Source organism: Streptomyces sp. NPDC045470 (assembly GCF_040646595.1).
Taxonomy (GTDB): Bacteria; Actinomycetota; Actinomycetes; order Streptomycetales; family Streptomycetaceae; genus Streptomyces.
Genome location: NZ_JBEZAN010000001.1, coordinates 626,606 through 642,790 on the forward strand (window position 1 = coordinate 626,606; position 16,185 = coordinate 642,790).

Genomic DNA, 16,185 nt, shown 5'->3' on the forward strand with positions numbered 1-16,185 from the left:
CCGGACCCGTGTGCCACCCGACGGCCGTGACCTCCGTACCGCCCGGTCAGGGGTACGGCGGGCACGGCCGTCGGGTGCGCGCAGGGACCGGAGGGCTCACCTCCGCTTGAGGCCGAGCACCTCCGTCGCCGCGAACGTCTCGTTCGGCGGGCGATCCGCGTAGTACGGCGTCAGTACGCCGTCCAGCTCCGCATACGTGAACGCCTCCTTCGCGGTGTCGAACTGCGCCGCCACCCTGGGCCGTTCGACCACCGCGACCATGCCGCCGTGCACCACCAGCAACTGTCCGTTGACCCGCGCCGCGGCGGGCGAGGCCAGGTAGCCGACGAGGGGCGCGACGTGTTCCGGGGACAGCGCGTCGAGCGCTCCGCCGCCCGGCTCCTCGAACCCGGCGAAGACGTCCTCGGTCATCCGGGTACGGGCGCGCGGGCAGATGGCGTTGACGGTGACGCCGTACTTGGCCAGGGCGAGGGCCGAGGAGGTGGTGAGGCCGACGACGCCCCCCTTGGCCGCCGCGTAGTTGGGCTGCCCCGCCGAGCCCGCGAGGAACGCCTCGGACGAGGTGTTGACGATCCGCCCGTACACGGCTTCACCGGCGGCCTTGGACCGTTCACGCCAGTGCGCGGCGGCGAAGTGCGTGGTGTTGAAGTGGCCCTTGAGGTGGACGCGGATCACCGAGTCCCACTCGTCCTCCGTCATGGAGAACACCATCCGGTCGCGCAGGATGCCCGCGTTGTTGACCAGGACGTCCAGCTTGCCCCAGCGGTCCACGGCCTGCCGGACCAGGTCGCGGGCCGTCTCGTGGTCGGCGACGTCACCGGCGTGCGCGACGGCATCGCCGCCCGCCGCGCGGATCTCGGCGGCGGTCTCCTCGGCCGGGCCCGCCGACGCGGCGCCGGAGCCGTCGCGGCCGGGCTGCCCGTAGTCGTTGACGACGACGGCCGCGCCGAGCCGGGCCAGTTCCAGCGCCTCCGCCCGGCCCAGGCCGCGGCCGGCGCCGGTGACGATCGCGGTCAGACCGTCGAGCGGCCGTTCGGTGGGAGCAGTCACGTTCTCGGCTTCCTCTCGTTCGTCGGGGCGCCACCCGCGCCGGGACGGATCACATCTCGATGCACGTACGGAGCGCGGCGCCGGTCCGCATCTGCTCCAGTGCCTCGTTGATCTCGGCGAGCCGCACCCGGTGGGTGATCAGCCCCGCCAGGTCGATGCGGCCCGCCCGCCACAGGGCGATGGCCCGCTCGTAGGAGCGCAGCACGTCCCCGCCCCCGTACAGCGACGGCAGAATGCGCTTCTCGTCGAAGAACAGCTCGAACATGTTGACCTGGAAGTGGTCGTCCATCGCCCCGGCACCGACGACGCAGAGGGTGCCGCCGCGCCGCGTCGCCTCGTAGGCGGTGCGCGCCGTGGCGGACTTGCCGACGACCTCGAAGACGTAGTCGAAGCCTTCACCGGCGGTGATCCTCTGTGCGGCGTCGGCCAGCGCCTCCGGGGCGACCGCTTCCGTGGCACCGAAGCGCAGCGCCGCCTCGCGCCGCGTCTCCACCGGGTCCACCGCGACGATCGACGCCGCCCCGCACACCCGCGCGCCCTGGACGGCGGAGATCCCCACGCCGCCGCAGCCGATGACGGCGACCGACGAGCCGGGTTCCACCCGCGCGGTGTTCAGCGCGGCGCCCAGCCCGGTCGTCACCCCGCACCCGATCAGCGCCGCGATCTCGTACGGCACGTCGTCCGGGATCGGTACGGCGCAGTTGGCGGCGACCACCACCTCCTCCGCGAAGGTGCCGGTGCCCGCGAAGCCGAAGACGTCGGACGGGTCGGCGCCGGGGCGGCGGAAGTTGGGGGTGCCGGCGTTCATGAACCCGGCCAGGCACAGGTGGGTCTGGCCGCGCTTGCAGGACGGACACGTACCGCAGGCGGGCAGCCAGCACATCAGCACCCGGTCGCCCGCCGACAGGCCGTCGACGCCGTCGCCCACCTCCAGGACCTCACCCGCGCCCTCGTGTCCGGGGACGAACGGGGCGGGCTGCGGCAGTACCCCGCTCATCGCGGACAGGTCGGAGTGGCACAGCCCGGTCGCCCGGACGCGGATACGGACCTTCCCCGGGCCGAACCCGACCGCCTCGATGTCGTCGACGACTTCCAGCTTGTCCTGCCCTGTCTGGTGCTGAATCGCTGCGCGCATGTGCGCTCCCTTCGCGGGGCGGCCAGAGTGGGGTGGTCAGGTACGGCCAGGCATGTCCTTACACACCCGGCGGGCCAGTCTCGACAGCGGTGTCCGCCAGGACCGGCGCGTCCTCCCGGTCGGCCGCCGTGACCGACACCAGGACCCGCCCCGGCTCCCGCCACATGCGGACGCGCAGCGTCTCGCCGGGGAAGACCACCCCGGCGAACCGGGTCGTGTACGCGGTGACGCGCGCCACGTCACCGCCCAGCACCTCGTCCACCACCGCCTTCAGCGTGATGCCATAGGTGCACAGCCCGTGCAGGATGGGCCGGTCGAAGCCGGCCAGCGCGGCGAACTCCGGGTCGGCGTGCAGGGGGTTCCAGTCGCCGGACAGGCGGTAGAGGAGGGCCTGGTCCTCCCGTACGGTCCGTTCGACGGTTCGGTCCGGCGCGCGCTCGGGAAGCTCCCGCCGGCTGGACGGCCCCCGCTCCCCGCCGAAGCCGCCCTCCCCCTTGACGAAGATCTGTGTGTCGCACGTCCACAGCGGCCCGTCGTCGTCGGCCGTCTCGGAGCGCAGCACGATCACCGCGGCCTTCCCCTTGTCGTACACGGCGGGCACGGTGGACGTCTGGACGGCCCGGCCCCGTACGGGCAGGGGCCGGTGCACGGTCACGGTCTGGCCGCCGTGCAGGACGGCCGCCAGGTCCACGTCGATGCCGGGCGCGGACAGGCCGCCGGCCAGTGCCATGCCACCGCCCGCCACCGTGGCGAAGCTGGGCAGTACGTGGAGTTTGCTCTCCAGGGTGTAGCGCAGCTCGCCGGGGTCGGTGGCGGGCACGCCGGCGCCGATGCCGAGGTGGTAGAGCAGGACGTCCTTCGGCTCCCAGGCGAGTTCGGTGGTCCGCGGCTCGGCGGAGGTGGCCTTGGCGGCGTCGATGGGCATGGGGCGGCTGCTCCTTCACCACGGTGGGAAGACCCCGGCCCGGCCGTCCGCACCGTCGGCCGTGCCGGGGTCGCCTGCGGTCGGCCGTCGCGTCGGCGGTCCGGGCGGTACGGGGCCGGCCACGGTGCCCGGCCCGCCGTTCTAGAACGCGTTCTATCCGACGGCTCTCATGTATAGCCGATCCGGCGGACGCCCGGAACCCCTGACGCCCCGTCAGGTGAGCGCGACGCCCCCACCCGCCCGGCTCTGTGACATTTGTCGGTGCCGACCGCGTACATTCACCCCTGCCGAGGCCGCGGACGGCGTCGGTAGCGTCGCGGGCAGAGCGCGGACAGCGGCGCGGAAAAGGGAAGAGGCAGTACGGAACGTGCGCAGGAACCGGCAGACCGAAGCGGACGGCCAGGACGGGCGGGGCGGCCAGGAGGGACGGGACGGCCAGGGTGGCCAGGAGGCGCAGAGCGCGTGCGGCGGGCGGGGCCGGCTCGGCCGGCGCCGTACGCGCAAGCCGGCCGCCCCGGGCTGGTCCGGCCTGCTCGATGTGCCCATCGAACCGCACCAGGGCGCCGGGGCCCAGGAAGCCGACGGGGGCGACTCCGCCAAGGGCAGGGGCCCGCGCGCCTTCACCTTGCTGCCGTGGCTGCTGATGGGCATCGGCGCCCTGTCCAACATCATCAGCGGCAAGTCCCAGAACACCTGGCTGGCGGGCCTCGGCCTGCTCGCCTTCAACTCCCTGTACATCTTCGTCGTCTTCGCGGCCTTCAACCCCCGCTACCGCGACTCCCGCGTCCCGGTGTACGGGCTCGCCGCCCTGGCCGCCGTCACCTACACCATCTCCATCGCCTTCGGCCACGCCTGGCTGCTCTTCTTCCCGCTCCTGTCCCTGGCCTCCGGCGCGGTCCGGGCGATCCGCGGCAGGCCCCACTTCATCCTGCTGTTCGTCCTCAGCGGTTCCGCGGGCACCATCGCGGGCCGGCTCGTCGGCGACCACTGGCAGGCCGCCGCCATCGGTTACGGCACCTTCATCTCCGGCATGGTCACCGCCACCGTCCTGAGCCTCTTCGACACCGTCAAGCAGCTCGACGCGACCCGCCAGGAGCTGGCCCGCACGGCCGTGGAGAAGGAGCGCCTGCGCTTCTCCCGGGACCTGCACGACCTGCTCGGCCACACCCTGTCGGTGATCGTGGTCAAGGCGGAGGCGGTCCGGCGGCTGGCGCCGCGCGACCTCGACGCGGCCCTGGCCCAGACCGCCGACATCGAGGCGGTGGGCCGCCAGGCGCTCACCGAGATCCGCGAAGCGGTCACCGGTTACCGCGAGGGCAGTCTGCGCACCGAGTTGGACCGCGCCCGGTCCGCCCTGGAGGGCGCCGGCATCGAACCCGTCGTACGCGAGTCGGGCCCGCCGCTGCCCCCGCAGGCGAGCGCGCTGCTCGGCTGGGTCGTCCGCGAAGGCGTCACCAACACCGTGCGGCACAGCGGCGCGACCCGCTGCGAGATCGAGGTCCGTACCGACGCCGCCGGCGACCGGGCCCGCCTCACCGTCACCGACGACGGCCACGGCCCCACCCCGTCCGCCACACCTCCCGCCACTGGCGGCACCGGCCTCAAGGGCCTCACCGAACGCCTCGCGACCGCCGGCGGCACGCTGGACGCCGGGCCGGACGGCCGCCGGGGATTCCGGCTGGTGGCGGAGGTGCCGTTGGGCGGTGAGGAGCCCCTGGGGCGCTAGCGTGTTCCTTACCGCACAGTTCCGCCCCACGGTGCAACTTCGCTCTCATGGGATAACTCCCGCCCCGTCCGGGACAACCTGTAGCTGAGTTCCCGCGACTACGAACGGAGAACCCCTGTGCGCATGACCGACATCCAGCGTTGCGAGGTCCGGCCCGGACGCCTCGTGGAGTGGACGCTGCACCCGGCGGTCGTCGAGGCCGCCATGAGCTTGCCGAACGACGCGCGTCCGCCCGCGTACATCCAGGAGTCCCACGTGCGCACGGCACGATCGGTACGCGAGGACGGGCTGTTCGTCCCCACCTGGCTCGGCACGGCCTTCGACATACCGCGGAGAGCCGACCTCGACGTCCTGCAGGAAGCACTGCGGACCTGGACCCTCCGGCACGAGACGCTGCGCAGCGGTTTCCGCTGGGCCGGAGACGAGATGCAGCGGTTCACGCTCGACGCCGACGACGTCGTGCTGCACCGTACGGAGGTCGGCGACTTCACCGACGCGGCGGCGCTGACCCAGCATCTGCAGGATCGATTCGACACCGCGGCGGACGCGCTCCGCTGGCCGAACTTCATCTTCACCGCGGTCGTCCGGGACGACTGTACGAGTGTCTACATGGCGTTCGACCACAGCAACGTCGACGCGTACTCCATCCAGCGGATCACCGCCGAGATCCATGAGCTCTACGCGGCCGGTCTCGACCGCCGCACCGTCGACACGGCGCCCGTCGCCAGCTACGTCGACTTCTGCGCGACCGAACGCAGCACCGCCGACCAGGTCGACGACACCCACGAGATCGTCGCCCGCTGGCGGAAGTTCATCGCCCAGTGCGACGGGAAACTGCCGAACTTCCCGCTGGACCTCGGCCTCGACCCCGGCGGCCCGCTGCCCACGCAGAAGTTCCTGCACGAGATGCTGGTGGACGACGCGGCGGCGGCCGCCTTCGAGGCGTACTGCCGCCCGTACGGCGGAAGCTTCATCGGCGTCCTCGCGGCCACCGGCCTCATCGTCCGCGACGTCGGCGGCCACCCGGTGTACCGCACCGTCGTGCCCTTCCACACCCGGGCGAAGTCCCAGTGGTCGGACTCCGTGGGCTGGTACGTGGGCGGCGCGCCGATCGAGGTGCCCGTGGGGCAGGCGCCGGACTTCGAGACCGCCATGCAGATGGTCCGTGCCGCCTTACGCGAGAACCGGTCGCTGTCCCGGGTCCCCCTCGCCCGGGTGCTCCGGCTGCTGGGCTCGGACTTCCGGCCCACGTCCCCCGACCTGTACTCGATCGTCTCGTTCGTCGACGCGCGCGGCGTCCCCGGCTCCGAACAGTGGCAGCACCTCAAGGCGTACGGGCTGATCCGGGTCTCGTACGGCGACCAGGTGTGCGCGTGGATCACCAGGCTCCACGAGGGCCTGCAGTTCGCCGGCCGCTACCCGGACACCGACGCCGCGTACGGCAGCCTGCGGCTGTACGTCGAGCGGCTGCGGGAACTCATCCTCTCGGTGGCCCGAAAAGACGTCGTGACACCCGTCTGACGTCCCGGTCCCGTACCGGCCGGCGCCGGGGCCCGCGCTGTTCTCGCGGGTGCCCTCGGCGCCGGCCGCAGGTGCTCTCACCGGGACCGCGGCAGCGTGGTCAGCGCTGGATCTTCACACTGATCCCCCGGGGCGCTTTCGCCGACTTCCCCGGCGGGACGACCTGCCCGACGGTGCCGGTGCAGTTCGTCCCGCGGTACACGACCACTTCGCGATTCGTCTGGTTCTTGAGGTCCAGGCCGGCCTTGGGCCAGGAGAAGCACGAGCCGTCGTGCGGATTGACGAATTTCTCGTTGCCGTTGACCGTGAGCGTGCCGGTAGCCGCCTGGGCGCTCGTCGGACACGTCAGGCACAGGACCACAGCGGCGCACGAGATGCCGACCGCGGCGCGCAGACGTTTCAAGGTTCCTCCCGGGGTGCGCACTGCATTCCCCCTATCGCTACCTCGCCTCCTGACCACCACACCACCCGTTCGGATGGTGTCGCGGCGCTCTACCCTGGTGCCATGAGCTGCGTAAGAGTCCTGCTGGCCGAGGATCAGGGAATGATGCGGGGCGCGCTCGCGCTGCTGCTCGGTCTGGAGGACGACATGGAGGTCGTCGCCCAGGTGTCGGCCGGGGACGAGATCGTGCGGACGGCCCTGGAGGCGCGGCCGGACATCGCGCTGCTGGACATCGAGCTGCCGGGCCGCAGCGGGCTGGACGCGGCGGCGGAGCTGCGGGAGGCGCTGCCGTCCTGCAAGGTGCTGATCGTGACGACGTTCGGCCGGCCCGGGTACCTGCGGCGGGCGATGGAGGCGGGCGCCTCCGGTTTCCTCGTCAAGGACGGGCCGGTGGAGGAGCTGGCGGCGGCGATCCGGCGGGTGCTGGCCGGGGAGCGGGTCATCGATCCGGGGCTGGCCGCCGCCGCGCTCAGCGCGGGGCCCAATCCGCTGACCCCGCGTGAGCGCGACGTGCTGACCGCGTCCGTGGACGGGGCGACCGTCGCCGACATCGCGGGAAAGCTGCACCTGTCGCAGGCGACGGTGCGCAACTACCTCTCCGGTGCCATCGGCAAGACCGGTACGCGCAACCGTATGGAGGCGGCGCGCACCGCCCGCCAGAACGGCTGGCTGTAGCGCCGCGCCGGGCCGTCAGCTCCCCGTGCCCTCCTGGAGGTAGCTCTCGTACCCCTTGGCGTCCAGCAGGCCGTCGAGTTCGGCGGGCCGGGACAGGCGCAGGACGGCCAGCCAGCCCCCGCCGTACGGCTCGTCGTTGATCTGCTCAGGGGCGTCGTTGACGGTGTCGTTGACCACGAGGACCGTGCCGGTCAGCGGTACGTAGACCTCGGTGACGGCCTTGACCGACTCCAGCGAGCCGAACGCGTCACCCGCCTCGAACCGCTCGCCCTGCTTGGGCAGTTCGGCATAGACGATGTCGCCCAACTGCCGCTGCGCGTGGTCGGTGATGCCGACGGTGACCTGATCGCCTCTGACCCGGACCCACTCGTGGTCCTTGGTGTACGAAAGATCCGCGGGGATGTTCGCCATGCCGCGGACGGTGCCACCGCCCCCGGGCGGAGGGAAGGCTTCCGGCGGGGGAAGGGACGTCCGGCGGCCGGGGCCCGGGGCGGGCGGGCACCTTCGCGGGTACGCGCGGGCACGTACCCGGGTGCGGCCGGTCACGTCCGCAGGTACGACGCCCCGTTCAGGTCCAGCACCGCGCCCGAGCTCCACTGCGCCTCCGGGGACGCCAGCCACCGTACGGCGGCCGCGACCTCCTCCGGGACGGCGACGCGGCCGAACGGGCTCTGGGTGCGGATCGCCGCGCCCTCGGCGCCGGTCAGGCGGTGGGCGACCCGCTCCGTGTCGATGAAGCCGGGGGCGACGGAGGCCACCGCGATGCCGTACGGGGCGAGGGCGACGGCCAGCGACTGGCCGAGGGCGTGCACGGCGGCCTTGGTGGCGCCGTAGGCGGGGTGGTCGGGCTCACCGCGGAAGGCCCCGCGGGAGCCGACGTTGACGATCCGGCCGCCGGTGCCCTGCGCGATCATCGCCTGGGCCGCGCCGTGGCTGAGGTGGGCCGTGCCGAGCAGGTTGACGGTGACGTGCTGCCGCCAGGCGGCGGCCCACGCGTCGTACGGGGTACTGGCGGGCGGGTGCGGGGTGTTGACGGCGGCGTTGTTGACCAGGACGTCGAGGCCGCCGAGCGCCTCGACGGCCGCCCCGGTCAGCGCGGCGGCACCGGACGGGTCGGTCAGGTCGGCGCCGAGCAGCACATGGCCGCTGCCGGGCAGCTCCGCGAGGGTCCGCTCGGCGTCCGCGCGCCGCGATCCGTAGTGCACCGCGACCCGGTCGCCGTTCTCGGCGAAGGCGTGGGCGACGGCCCGGCCGAGGCCGCGCGAGGCGCCGCTGACCAGGACGCGACGGCCGGTGGCGGGGAACTCGGGGACGGGCGCGGGTGCGGGTGCGGGCTCAGTCATGGTGGGCGTCCTCGGGTCGACGGGGCAGGGCGAGGACCATCAGGAGCACGCTCGCCAGCAGGATGACCGTGCCGACCTGGAAGGCGAGGCCGTATCCGCCGGCCATCGCGGCCCGGCCGCCGTGGCCCGCCGCGATGCGGGTGGCGGCGACCGTGGACAGGATCGACAGGCCGAGCGCGCCGCCCATCTGCCGCGAGGTGTTGATCAGGCCGGAGACCAGGCCCTGGTCGGAGACCGCGGCGCCGGAGGTGGCGATGGAGGCGATCGGGGTGGCGGTCAGGCCCGCGCCGAAGGCCATCAGGACGCCGGGGCCGAGCAGTGTGCCGAGGTAGGTGCCGTCGGCGTCCATCTGCCCCTGCCAGAACATGCCCGCGGCGGAGATCAGCGCGCCCGCGACGGCCAGCGTCTTGGCGCCCGCCCGGTTCATCAGACGCGGCGCGATCTTGGAGCCCAGCACGATGCTCAGCGAGTGCGGGATGAAGGAGAGGCCGGCTTCGAGGGGCGTGTAGCCGAGGACGTTCTGCACGTAGAGGGAGAGGAAGTACCACATGGAGAACATCGCGGCGCCGGCCAGCACCATGGCGCCGTTCGCCGCGTACACCGAGCGCAGCCGGAAGAGCGTGAGCGGCATCAGCGGCGCCTTCGTACGGGCTTCGACGGCCACGAAGGCGAGGAGTACCAGCAGACCGGCGGCGAGCGGCAGCAGCGCGCTCGCGGAGGTCCAGCCGTCCGACTCGGTCTGCACGATGCCGTACGCCACCAGGGCCAGGCCCGCCGTCACCAGCAGGGCGCCCGGGACGTCGAGCCGCCGTCCCTCGCCGCGCCGGCTCTCGGTGAGCCACAGCAGCGCCCCGGCCAGCACGAGCGCGCCGACCGGCACGTTGATCAGCAGCACCCAGCGCCAGGTGAGGTACTCCGTCAGCACACCGCCGACCAGGCCGCCGACGGCGCCGCCGCCCGCGCCGACCGCGGTCCAGGTGGCGATGGCCCGGGTCCGGGCCGGGCCCGCGGGGAACGCGGTGGTCAGGATGGTGAGCGTGGCCGGGGAGAGCACCGCGGCGCCGACGCCCTGGACCGCACGGGCCGCGATCAACTGCCACGGCTCCTGCGCCAGGCCGCCCGCCAGGCTGGCGACGGTGAAGAGGGTGAGCCCCACGACGAATATCCGCTTGCGCCCGAAGAGGTCGGCCACCCGGCCGCCGAGCAGCATGAACCCGGCGAAGGTGATCACGTAGGCGTTGACCACCCATTGCAGTCCCAGCTCGCTGAGCCCGAGGCCGGCGCGCATGCTCGGCAGCGCGACATTGACGACCGAGACATCGAGGACGACGAGGAACTGCCCGGCACAGACCAGCAGCGTCACCAGCCAGACGGGCGGGGTGCGGCGGGCGTTTCCGGGCAGCGTGGCGGGGGTGGCTGTCGGGGGCATGGTCTCCATAGTTGCACCTGGCACGCGTCAGTGGCATCGGATTATCGGACCGGGAGTGGCCGGTCGGCGGGACCAGGACGAAGGGCGCAGGGCCGGGGCGAAGGTCACCTGGTCCGGGCCGAAGGTCGCGGGGCCGGACCGGAGGCCCCGGGCCGGGCGCGGCGGTACGCGGGCGTCGGCGCCCCGGCGGCCCCGGCCGCCCCCGCCACGGCCGGCCGGGCCCTCACCCCTTCCGCAGCAACGTGACCACCGCCGCGCCGCCCAGCCCGATGTTGTGCGCGAGGCCGACGCGCGCGCCGGGCACCTGACGGGCGCCCGCCGTTCCGCGTAGCTGCCACACCAGCTCGGCGGCCTGGGCCAGGCCGGTTGCGCCGAGCGGGTGGCCCTTGGAGATGAGGCCGCCGGACGGGTTGACCACCCACTGGCCGCCGTGGGCCGTGGCACCGTCCTCGGCCAGCTTGCCGGACCCGCCGTCGGCGCACATGCCGAGCGCCTCGTACGTCAGCAGTTCGTTGACCGAGAAGCAGTCGTGCAGCTCGATCACGTCCACGTCCTCGATGCCGAGGCCGCTCGCCTCGTACGCCTGCCGGGCGGCCGCCCGGGACATCGGGCGGCCGACGACGTCGATGCAGGACCCGGAGGCGAAGCTGTCCCGCGTGTCCGTCGTCATGGCCTGCCCGGCGATCTCCACCGCCCGGCCGGCCAGGCCGCGTTCGCGGACGAACCGTTCGGAGGCGACGACGACGGCGGCCGAGCCGTCCGAGGTCGGTGAGCACTGGAGCTTGGTCAGCGGCCGGTGGACGGTCCGGGCGGCGAGGATCTCCTCGATCGTGTACACGTCCTGGAACTGGGCGTTCGGGTTGTCCGCCGAGTGCCGGTGGTTCTTGGCGCCGACCGCGGCGAGCTGCCGTTCGGTGGTGCCGTACCGGTCCATGTGCTCGCGTGCGGCGTTGCCGAAGATCTGGGCGGTGGGCGGGGTCGTCCCGAAGCCGTGGGCCGCGGCCATCACGCCGTAGTGGCGGGCCACCGGGGAGGCCGCGAAGTCACCGCTGTCCGCGCCGCCGCCGAGCGCGCCGCGTTTCATCTTCTCGAAGCCGAGGGCCAGTACGCAGTCGTTGAGGCCGGAGGCCACGAACTGCCGGGCCATCATCAGCGCGGTGGCGCCGGTCGCGCAGTTGTTGTTGACGTTGTAGACGGGGATGCCGGTCAGGCCCAGTTCGTAGACGGCGCGCTGGCCGGCCGTGGATGCCTGGTAGCAGTAGCCGACCGATGCCTGTTCCACGGCGCTGTACGGAATTCCCGCGTCGGCGAGGGCCGTGCCGCCCGCTTCCCCGGCCATGTCCCGGTACTGCCGGTCGCGGGTTTCCGGCTTCTCGAACCTCGTCATCCCCACGCCGATGATGTACGCCTTGCCGGCCATGTCCGTCCTCCTCCTCGGAGCGTCCCCGGGGCCCTGGTGTCCGGGCACCCGGGCTCAGATCAGCGGGCGCGGCTCCGGGTCCCTGGGCAGGCCGAGCAGCCGCTCCGCGACGACGTTGAGCTGCACCTGCGTCGTACCGCCCGCGATCGTCAGGCAGCGCGACATCAGGAAGCCGTGCAGGGCGCGTTCCGCTTCGCCCTCGCCCGTCGCGCCCTCCGGGCCGAGGAGTTCGAGGGCCAGCTCGGCGACCTTCTGCTGGTGCGCGGTCTGCACCAGCTTGCGGATGCTGGCACCGGCGCCCGGTTCCCGGCCCGCCACCTGCTGGAGGGTGGTGCGCAGCCCGATGCAGGCCAGCGCGTGCGCCTCGGCGGCCAGCGCGCCCACCCGCTCGCGGACCGCGCCGTCCAGCCCTGCGGTCCGCTCGATCAGCGCCTCCAGGCCGGTGCCGAAGGTCACCTGGTCGGCCATGTGGACGCGCTCGTTGCCGAGGGTGTGCCGGGCCACCTTCCAGCCGTCGTCCACCTCGCCCACCACCGCGTCGGCCGGCAGCAGGACGTCGTCGAAGTACACCTCGCTGAAGAGCGCGTCACCGGTGATCTCCCGCAGCGGCCGCACCTCGATGCCGGGTGCCGACATGTCGACCAGGAAGAAGGTCAGGCCCTGGTGCTTCGGCGCCTCCGGGGACGTCCGGGCGAGCAGGATGCCGTACCCCGCCCACTGGGCCGCCGACGTCCACACCTTCTGGCCGTTGACCCGCCAGCCGCCGTCCACCCGCTCGGCCCGGGTCCGCAGGGCCGCCAGGTCGGACCCGGCCTCCGGCTCGGAGAAGAGCTGGCACCACAGCCGGTCGCCGCGGAGCGTCGGCAGCAGGTGGCGCTCCTTCTGCTCCGGCGTCCCGTAGGTGATCAGGGAGGGCACCACCCAGGTGGCGATCCCCAGGTCGCTGACCCGGACCCCCGCGTCCCGCAGTTCCCGCTGGACGGCCAGTTGCTGTACGGGGCCGGCGCCCAGACCGTACGGGGCGGGCAGATGCGGCGCCGCGTACCCGGTGGGCGCCAGCTCGCGCCGTACGGCTCCGGGGTCCAGGCCGCGCACCTTCGCGATCACCGCACGGGCCTGCTCGCGGTACCGGGCCGCCTCCCGCGACCGCTCCGCCGGCAGGTCCGTGCGCAGCTCGCGCCGGGCGCCTCCGGCGCCGTACCCGGCCGCCCGCAGCCGGTGCTCCGCGCCGGCGCCCAGCAGTTGGCGGGCCACGGTCGCCCGCCGCAGGTACAGGTGCGCGTCGTGCTCCCAGGTGAAGCCGATGCCGCCGAGGATCTGGATGCAGTCCTTGGCGCAGGAGAAGGCGGCGTCCAGGGCGGTGGCGGCGGCCAGCGCGGCGACCATGCCACGGACCGGCGGGGCCTCGTCCGCCGCGCGCGCCGCGTCCCACGCCAGGGCGCGGGCCTGCTCGACGCGTACGAGCATGTCCGCGCAGAGGTGCTTGACCGCCTGGAACTGGCCGATCGGCCGCCCGAACTGCTCGCGTACGCGGGCGTGCTCGGCGGCGGTGTGCAGGGCCCGGTCCGCCGTACCGCACGCCTCGGCCGCGAACAGCGTCGCGGCCAGGTCCCGTACGAGGGCGGAGTCGATGTCCAGCACCCGGGCGGCCGGGACCGTGACGCCCTCGGCCGACACGCGCGCGGCGGGGCGGGTCGGGTCGGCGGCGGACGGCACCTGTACGGAGAGCGTGTCGGCGTCGACGGCGAGCCAGAGGGTGCGGGGCGGCGGGGCGACCGCGTCCGGGGTGCCGGCCGGTGCCGACGCTTCCGCCGGTTCCGCCGGTTCCGCCGGTTCCGCCGCCAGGACGATCAGGTCGGCGTCGCCGCCGCCGAGGACGGGCGGGGCGGTGCCGTCCAGCACATACCCGCCCGCCGTCCCGGCCGCGCGGAGCGTGCCCGCGCCGAGTGCGACGGCACCGATGCGTTCACCGGTGGCCAGTGCGCGCGCCAGGTCGGGGGCGCCGCCGCGCAGCAGCAGCTCGGAGGTGAGCACGCTGGGCAGGTACGGGCCGGGCAGCGTGGCACGGCCGGCCTCCTCCAACACGACGGTGAGGTCGAGCAGTTCGCCGCCGCCACCGCCGTACTCCGCCGGCAGGTGCGGCCCGAGCAGGCCCATCTCGGCGAGCCCGTCCCAGTACGCGGGGCGCCCGCGCCGGCCGGGCCCGGCGTCGAGCAGCTTGCGCACCTCCTCCGGAGGCACGGCCCGGGCCGCCCAGCCCCGTACCGCCTCGGCCAGCTCCCCTTGCTCCGGTGTGATTCCGATGCCCATGCCGGGCAGACTAGAACACGTTTCAAACTGACGGTAGGTCAGGTCGGGCACGGGAAGGGCCCGTCCCGGGTGGGCCGGTCGGCCCTGCCTCGGGCCGTACGGCCGGCCGTACGGCGCCGCCGTCCGGGCAGCGCCACCGCCGCACGGCACCAGCGGCCGCACGGCACCCGGCACCACCCGGCCGCCGAACTCCCGCACCACCGGATTCCCCGCGGCCTGCAACACCTCCGCATTCCCGTACTCCGGAATTCACCGCCCCATTCCCCACCGTCCCGCCGCCCCGCCACCCGTCTTCCCCGGCACGCCACCGAACGCCCGCCCACCCGACCGTCCCGCGCATTACCGGCACGTACGATCCGTCGTTATGAGTCACCGCCGTACTCCGGTGACCGTACGACCGAGGAGGAATCCCCATGGCCGCCGCGAACACCCCCAAGCCGGAGATACTCGCCGCATTCGAGGCGGCAAAAGGGTTCATGCCGGTCGACGAAGGACTGGCCCTTTACGAAGCCGCCGGTGAGGCCGCGGCACTGGGGATGCCGCTCGTCGAGGTCGGCACCTATTGCGGGCGCTCCACGATTCTGCTCGCCGACGCCGCGCGCGCGGCGGGCGTGACGGCCGTCACCGTCGACCACCACCGCGGCAGCGAGGAGCAGCAGCCCGGCTGGGAGTACCACGACCCGACCGTGGTCGACCCCGAGGTGGGCCTGATGGACACCCTGCCCGCCTTCCGCCGCACGCTGTACGCGGCCGGGCTGGAGGACCACGTCGTCGCCCTGGTGGGCCGCTCCCCGCAGGTCGCCGCGCTCTGGAACACCCCCGTCGGCCTGGTCTTCATCGACGGCGGCCACACCGACGAGCACGCCACCGCCGACTACGAGGGCTGGGCGCCGCACGTCGCGCCCGGCGGGCTGCTCGTCATCCACGACGTCTTCGCCGACCCGGCGGACGGCGGCCAGGCCCCGTACCGCGTCTACCGGCGCGCCCTGGAATCCGGCGCCTTCACCGAAATGTCGGTGCACGGATCGCTGCACGTACTGCGTCGTACCGGCGAAGGGCACTGACCCCGCCACTACGATCGCGATGTGACGAACGGCAGTACATTCCCCCCGCGCCGCCGTTTCGGCGGCACCCTCGTCGTCGTCCTGGCCGCACTGCTGGCCGCCTGCGCGGCGGGCTGGCTGATCTGGCGGTCCGCGAGCGGGCACGGCGGCGACAAGCCGCCCAAGGCCCTGCCCGCCGCGAGCCCGGCCTCCCCCGACGGCCGGCCCGGCACGGACGGCGCACACGGCGAGGACGGCACCCCCGGCGACGGCGGAGCGGACAGAACGGACGGCGGCGACGGAACGGACGGAGACCGGGACGGCAAGGGGGACCAGGCCGGGCCCGGCGGCCGCGCCGGAGCCCGGCTCCAGGGCAAGGTCGTCCTCCTCGACCCCGGCCACAACCCCCACAACCGCGACCACACCCGCGAGATCGCCCGCCAGGTGGACGTCGGCAACGCCCGCAAGGAGTGCGACACCACCGGCACCTCCACCAACGACGGCTACGCCGAGGCGTCCTTCACCCTCGACGTGGCGCGACGCGCCCGTACCCTCCTCCAGGCGGAGGGCGCGAAGGTCGTCTTCACCCAGGACGGCGACCGCCCGTACGGCCCGTGCGTGGACGAGCGGGCCCGCGCCGGGAACGAGGCGAAGGCCGACGCCGCGGTGTCCGTGCACGCCGACGGGGCGGGCGACGGCAACCGCGGCTTCCACGTGATCCTGCCCGCGCGGGTCACCGCGGGCGCGGCGGACACCTCCGCCATCGTCGGCCCGTCCCGGCAGCTCGGCGAACGGCTGGCGGGCCGCTTCGTGGCGGCCACCGGGAGCGCGCCCGCCAATTACCTGGGCGGCGGGACCGGGTTGGTCGTCCGGTCCGACCTCGGCGGCCTCAACCTCTCCAGCATTCCCAAGGTGTTCCTGGAGTGCGGCAATATGCGCGATCCGAAGGACGCCGCGCAATTGACCGATCCGCAATGGCGGGAAAAGGCGGCCCGCGGGATCGCCGAGGGCATTACGGGGTTCCTGACCCGGTAGCGGCCGACGCCGATACCGACTCGATACCTGACCGATACCGACAAGACGGCCCACAGGATCCGGCGGTAGGTTCCCCCTTACGATGGGGGGCCACCCCGTGCCTCGCCACGCGCCCACCAGCGCTTACGGCA

At 73.6% G+C, this 16,185-nt stretch carries 14 protein-coding genes; 5 read left to right on the forward strand and 9 right to left on the reverse strand.

Annotated features, from left to right (window positions below; genetic code table 11):
* Nucleotides 1–96 precede the first annotated feature (96 nt).
* The 3 genes from AB0A97_RS02700 to AB0A97_RS02710 are packed head-to-tail and all read right to left on the reverse strand — an operon-like array spanning nt 97 to nt 3,110.
* Nucleotides 97–1,050: a 3-oxoacyl-ACP reductase gene (locus tag AB0A97_RS02700; RefSeq protein ID WP_361143447.1), complete on the reverse strand. Its 954-nt coding sequence runs from the start codon at nt 1,048–1,050 to the stop codon at nt 97–99.
* A gap of 49 nt (nt 1,051–1,099) precedes the next feature.
* Nucleotides 1,100–2,185 (reverse strand): Zn-dependent alcohol dehydrogenase, encoded by a 1,086-nt coding sequence (locus AB0A97_RS02705; protein ID WP_361143450.1) that lies wholly within the window; start codon nt 2,183–2,185, stop codon nt 1,100–1,102.
* Between the two features lie 58 nt (nt 2,186–2,243).
* Complete coding sequence (locus AB0A97_RS02710; RefSeq protein ID WP_361143453.1) at nt 2,244–3,110, reverse strand: MaoC/PaaZ C-terminal domain-containing protein; 867 nt, start codon at nt 3,108–3,110, stop codon at nt 2,244–2,246.
* 544 nt (nt 3,111–3,654) lie between these two features.
* Here AB0A97_RS02710 and AB0A97_RS02715 point away from each other — a divergent pair.
* Together AB0A97_RS02715 and AB0A97_RS02720 are read left to right on the forward strand one after the other, a co-directional pair.
* On the forward strand, nt 3,655–4,836 hold the full coding sequence (locus tag AB0A97_RS02715; protein WP_361145201.1) for a sensor histidine kinase: 1,182 nt from the start codon (nt 3,655–3,657) through the stop codon (nt 4,834–4,836).
* A gap of 123 nt (nt 4,837–4,959) precedes the next feature.
* A complete protein-coding gene (locus tag AB0A97_RS02720; RefSeq protein WP_361143456.1) occupies nt 4,960–6,357 on the forward strand; it encodes a condensation domain-containing protein in 1,398 nt (465 codons plus the stop codon).
* 100 nt (nt 6,358–6,457) lie between these two features.
* Here the strand turns inward: AB0A97_RS02720 and AB0A97_RS02725 are convergent, their stop codons facing one another.
* Nucleotides 6,458–6,760 (reverse strand): hypothetical protein, encoded by a 303-nt coding sequence (locus AB0A97_RS02725; RefSeq protein WP_361143459.1) that lies wholly within the window; start codon nt 6,758–6,760, stop codon nt 6,458–6,460.
* A gap of 102 nt (nt 6,761–6,862) precedes the next feature.
* On the opposite strand from AB0A97_RS02725, the gene AB0A97_RS02730 reads away from it, so the two are divergent.
* On the forward strand, nt 6,863–7,474 hold the full coding sequence (locus tag AB0A97_RS02730) for a response regulator transcription factor (RefSeq protein ID WP_361143462.1): 612 nt from the start codon (nt 6,863–6,865) through the stop codon (nt 7,472–7,474).
* Between the two features lie 15 nt (nt 7,475–7,489).
* Here the strand turns inward: AB0A97_RS02730 and gcvH are convergent, their stop codons facing one another.
* From gcvH to AB0A97_RS02755, 5 genes are all read right to left on the reverse strand, one after another.
* Complete coding sequence (gcvH, locus tag AB0A97_RS02735; protein ID WP_361143464.1) at nt 7,490–7,885, reverse strand: glycine cleavage system protein GcvH; 396 nt, start codon at nt 7,883–7,885, stop codon at nt 7,490–7,492.
* Nucleotides 7,886–8,016: 131 nt separating this feature from the next.
* Nucleotides 8,017–8,817 (reverse strand): SDR family oxidoreductase, encoded by an 801-nt coding sequence (locus AB0A97_RS02740; RefSeq protein WP_361143468.1) that lies wholly within the window; start codon nt 8,815–8,817, stop codon nt 8,017–8,019.
* Entirely contained in the window at nt 8,810–10,246 is a 1,437-nt protein-coding gene (locus AB0A97_RS02745) for an MFS transporter (protein ID WP_361143471.1), read from the reverse strand. Before AB0A97_RS02745 ends, AB0A97_RS02740 begins: the two co-directional genes overlap by 8 nt.
* Before the next feature lie 223 nt (nt 10,247–10,469).
* Nucleotides 10,470–11,666, reverse strand: coding sequence for a lipid-transfer protein (locus AB0A97_RS02750; RefSeq protein WP_361143473.1), 1,197 nt, complete (start codon nt 11,664–11,666; stop codon nt 10,470–10,472).
* A 54-nt stretch (nt 11,667–11,720) separates the two neighbouring features.
* Nucleotides 11,721–13,976 carry an acyl-CoA dehydrogenase gene (locus AB0A97_RS02755; protein WP_361143476.1) on the reverse strand — a complete coding sequence of 752 codons (2,256 nt, stop codon included), beginning with the start codon at nt 13,974–13,976 and terminating at the stop codon, nt 11,721–11,723.
* A gap of 413 nt (nt 13,977–14,389) precedes the next feature.
* Between AB0A97_RS02755 and AB0A97_RS02760 the strand changes: the two genes are divergently transcribed.
* Together AB0A97_RS02760 and AB0A97_RS02765 are read left to right on the forward strand one after the other, a co-directional pair.
* Complete coding sequence (locus AB0A97_RS02760) at nt 14,390–15,040, forward strand: class I SAM-dependent methyltransferase (protein WP_361143479.1); 651 nt, start codon at nt 14,390–14,392, stop codon at nt 15,038–15,040.
* A 21-nt stretch (nt 15,041–15,061) separates the two neighbouring features.
* Nucleotides 15,062–16,054, forward strand: coding sequence for an N-acetylmuramoyl-L-alanine amidase (locus AB0A97_RS02765; RefSeq protein ID WP_361143482.1), 993 nt, complete (start codon nt 15,062–15,064; stop codon nt 16,052–16,054).
* The last annotated feature ends 131 nt before the right edge of the window (nt 16,055–16,185 follow it).